Raw genomic sequence first — 2843 nt, forward strand, 5'->3', positions numbered from 1 at the left:
GGACTACGGTGAGCACGGGTGTGCCTTCCCGACCGACGTTGGCGCGTCGGTCATGCATGAGACCTACATGATCATCGGGAAGGTACACCCCTTCCCTGTAGATCCACAGGTTCTAAGCATTGCTCCTGAACGGCCCACGGCACCACTATGAGTCATAGAAATGCGCCGCTGACACCCGAGGGCCGCATGAGGCTCGTCCAACGTTGCCGCACCCGCCCTATCGCGCTGACGACGTGCGAGCGGTGTCGTACGGCGGCATGAAAGGCACGGAGGGCTGGCGGCGGTATGGCGTCGAGTCGTTCGCCTGCCTGCAGTTGATGGCTGCGGCCCGGCTCTCGGTCGAGACGGGCGCGGCCGTCATCTTCTGGTGACGTTCAGCGGCCGAGGTGCCGGTCGTGGAAACGGTGTCGCGCCCGGCCGTGCCGACGAGCAGGACGGGCCGGTCCGCGAGCTTCGGAGCGAGCCCGGCCAGGCTCCACCCGTCGCCCGCCGCGATCATCTCTCAGAGCCTCACCGCTGGTGCCCTTCAGGGGGAGCAGGTCCTCGCCGAACCCCTCGACGTACGCGGCCCGCAGCGTTTCGTCCTCCCGGCAGGCGACGGCCACCCGGCCGAAGTCGAACGCCGAGACCGACGCGACGGCCGCGATCGACGGGTCGGCCGCCGCGGTCATGAGCGCGGTGAAGCCGCCGAGGCTGTGGCCCGCCAGCGCCAGCCGGCCGGGGTCGAGGCGATGCGCGGCGGCGAACTCCGGCTCGCGCACGGCCGCCGCCACGCGTGCGGCGTCCTCCAGCACGTGTGCCCACGACCACGATCCGCCGACGCCCCGCGAGCCGCGGTAGTGGAAGACGAGGGAGGCGTACCCCGCCCGGCGCAGGTGCTGGGCCAGGTCGAAGTTGCGCCCGTGGCCGGGGAAGCCGTGCAGCAGCACCACGATCGGATGCGGTCCCGGCCCGGCCGGCAGGTGGAGGACCCCCAGCAGAATTTCTCCATCGCTGTCGAACGTCACCGCGGCGTTGGCGGAGTGTGTCCCGAGGGTTATCCGTCTCCCATGACGATCGAACCGGTTGATGTCCTCCGAGGGTAGAGGCCGCCCGGAATCCGCCCCTTGCCGGGGCGTGGCATCAGGGCCGCGTACGGCAGGCGGAGGCGCGCTGTCCCGGACGTTCGTTCGCCGGGTGCGAGCACGCCTCGGGGCTGCGACGGCGACACGAAAGCCGCCGCGCGGAGCGGGCGACCTCGCGGCTGATCGCCGCCCGCGGTAGGGAGATTCAGTAGCGCTGGGCGCAATCGTCGCAGTCATCGGCGAGGGCACCGGCGATCTCCTGCTCGCTCATCGGACGACTGTGGAAATCGATCGCCGCCAACTCGTCCCTCTCCCAGTAGAGACCGCGAATGAAGAACAAGGCTTGCTCGCTCCGTATCACCAGGACCTCGCCGTCCGAGCCGATCCAGCGGCCGGGCCCGACGGACACGCAACGATCGTGCGGTTTCCAACGAGAGTCCGGCTCCGCGCAGTCGCGGGCCGGGTCGAATGGATGGGAAACAGGTCTGACGTAAACCTTCAGTGGATATATCTCTTTGGTTGTCCCGTCCTTCAGCGTGACAGGTGTGGTCCCCTCGTACTCGAGCCTGACGAGCAGGTACCCCTCTTCGACGCCGACCCAGGTCGCCTGAAAACCCGTCACCTCCGGCATCTCGTGCGGAAGCGTCCGCAGCCGATGCTCGCGCAGGTATCCCCGCTGCCACGAGGACAGCGCCGGTGACAGGAGCGCCATCGCCGTCAGTGCCGCGGCGAGCCCCAGCCAATGCCGCATCCTCGCACCACTCGTCAGCAGCAGCGCCGTCACCGCGTACGCCGCCGGGACGACGATCAGAAGCAGGACGCTGGTCGGCACGACTCCCGGCGAAACCAGCCTGGCGATGGGCAGGCAGGCGAAAGCGGCGACGGGTAGCCCGAGAAAAGCGATCGGACCGGCGGAAGGCAGCCGGAGCGCCCGTGCCAGCCACCAGCAGATCAGAGGTGTAACCACCACGAGAAAGAGCGCCAGGAACCCGAGCGCGAGCTCGTCACCGTTTTCGACCATATGCTTGTCGATATGAGCGTCGGCGACGACATACCCGATGCCCGCGCACGATGCGACCCCGCCGATCAGGGCCCCACCCACCCAGGGCCGCACCCTCTTCTTCTCCACGCGGGCTCCCGAGCCGGGCGATTGCATTGGCATTTGACGAGTCCGTGTTTATCTCGGACATCGAAATCGCTGAACTATATCAGCCTGTCATGTCGGCATTCGCGAGCGCTTCGGCACGCACTACGAGGCAGGGAAGAGGGGGCCGGTGGTGAGGCCGTACGCGGCGGCGTAGCGGTGCCGGGAGGCAGTTCCCTGGCTAGCACTCCGAGCACCTCGTCGTCCCCGGCCGGGCCGCCCACGACCACCACGCTCCGGGATCCCGGCCGGCTCCGTGGAACGGGGTGATGGCAAGAGAAGATCCAGCAACGGGCGGCTAATGCCCTCACCGCGCGTGCTGCGTCTCAGCGCCCCCGGGGAGGAGATCGGCCTCATGGAGCAGCAACCTACGACCGGGCAGACGCGCAGGAGGGTCGTCGACGTCGACCATCCAGTACGGTTCTCATGCGCGGCCGCGCCCAGGCCTGCCCGCCCTGCGGCGCGCAGGGTGGAGGAGGTGCTGCGCGCCAGCGTGCGCCGTGCGCGCCTAGAAGGCCACTGAAGATCTTGTGGTGGCGGCTGCGGGGCTGTGGTGGACCCGGGCGTTCTACCCGCGTGCTGCAGCAAGTTTCCAGACGTTGCCGGTCCGGGTGAGTCCGAGGTTGATCAGGGTT

The 2843-nt window shown here is 68.6% G+C and carries 2 protein-coding genes; both read right to left on the reverse strand.

Annotation, left to right across the window (positions count from 1 at the left end):
- Nucleotides 1-374: 374 nt before the first annotated feature.
- Nucleotides 375-1007 (reverse strand): alpha/beta fold hydrolase, encoded by a 633-nt coding sequence (locus HHX30_RS40160; RefSeq protein WP_310742118.1) that lies wholly within the window; start codon nucleotides 1005-1007, stop codon nucleotides 375-377.
- A 262-nt stretch (nucleotides 1008-1269) separates the two neighbouring features.
- A complete protein-coding gene (locus tag HHX30_RS40165; RefSeq protein WP_169989188.1) occupies nucleotides 1270-2193 on the reverse strand; it encodes a hypothetical protein in 924 nt (307 codons plus the stop codon).
- Between the last annotated feature and the right edge of the window lie 650 nt (nucleotides 2194-2843).

The organism is Microbispora sp. H10836 (assembly GCF_012999525.1).
Classification (GTDB): domain Bacteria; phylum Actinomycetota; class Actinomycetes; order Streptosporangiales; family Streptosporangiaceae; genus Microbispora.